A 1,138-nucleotide genomic window follows, 5' to 3' on the forward strand; every position below is an offset into this window, starting at 1 on the left:
CTGCTGCTTCGCGTGCCGGCTGCTGCTGGATTGGTGTGGCCTGCAGCAATCATCGCGGCGTTGTTGGCGCTTGTGCAGCTGTATGAGGCCGTCTGCCTCAACCATCGCTACAGGTTCACCACGTGGCGGTGTGCGCGCTTCATCGCGCTGCTGTTGCTCGTCTGGTTGGTGCTGAAGCTGGCGATGCCTGCCTGAAGCGGCAGGTCGTGCCTGGTGGCTGTCTAGTGGGATGTCTTCGGGCGGGCTGCCAACCAAGCGTCGATGTCGGCCTTGTACCAACCCACCGCGCGTGGACCCAACTGCACCGCACTTGGAAAGAGCTTGAGGGCCATCAGGCGGTAGATGGTCGAACGACCGAGGCCGGTCCGCTCGCGGACCCGCGGCAGCCGCAAGGTGTCGGACGGATCGGCATCGGTCTGGCCGATAGCGGACAGGGATTGGGTTGTCTGCACGGCTGGGCTCCGGTGGAGGGGTGACCAGAATCTAGGCTCGCGCTGGCTGCCTCCTGCCACTGGATTCGTGGAGAAAAGCCGCCGTCATGCTGCTGCGGCGGATTCACTGCTGCCATGCTTCGTGCACTGCCGCCTTTAGCATCCAGGTCTCGACGTGCTGGAGGTTCTGAAGCATGTGCTACTCGGCGCAGGTGTGGTCCGACTATCGAAAGTACGTGCGCGAGTTCCGCGCGCGTGTCGGCATCAAGGAGTTCCGCGATTTGTTCTTCAGGAAGGCCCAAGGCGCCCAGTTGCTGTGGCCCAAGGGCATGGAGATGGTCTTTGCGGATCCGCAGACCGATGAAGAGCGCGAAATCTGGGAGCTGATCCTGCAATGCCGTCGCAATGACGCGATGGTGTACGAAACGAACCTGTTCGAGCAGCGCAAGCGCGTGGCGGATGCACAGCGCAAGATCCTGGCTAAGCCGGACAAGCCCAACAAGGGCGCGCATGAGGATGTGCGGATCGGCAGCAACAAGATCCAGTGGAACCTCGACAAGATTGCCGACGTCCACCGCACCACGCCCATCGAGGCCGACTCACGCATCTTCCCGGGCTGGTATGTGCCGGTGATGACCGTGCTCGACGGCGAGCTGGTGGTTCGGCCCATGCGCTATCGCTGCCGGCCGGCCCGCGCAACGCCGAAG

1 protein-coding gene and 2 pseudogenes are annotated in these 1,138 nt (G+C 63.3%); 2 read left to right on the plus strand and 1 reads right to left on the minus strand.

Annotated elements, in window-relative coordinates:
- Positions 1-195: pseudogene (locus ACXJKR_RS33125) on the plus strand (hypothetical protein); the annotation flags it as partial.
- Positions 196-221: 26 nt separating this feature from the next.
- Here the strand turns inward: ACXJKR_RS33125 and ACXJKR_RS33130 are convergent.
- A complete protein-coding gene (locus tag ACXJKR_RS33130) occupies positions 222-452 on the minus strand; it encodes a helix-turn-helix transcriptional regulator (protein ID WP_457326472.1) in 231 nt (76 codons plus the stop codon).
- Between the two features lie 173 nt (positions 453-625).
- Here ACXJKR_RS33130 and ACXJKR_RS33135 point away from each other — a divergent pair.
- Positions 626-1,138: pseudogene (locus ACXJKR_RS33135) on the plus strand (SOS response-associated peptidase family protein); the annotation flags it as partial.

The sequence above is a fragment of the Roseateles sp. P5_E11 genome, assembly GCF_054049355.1.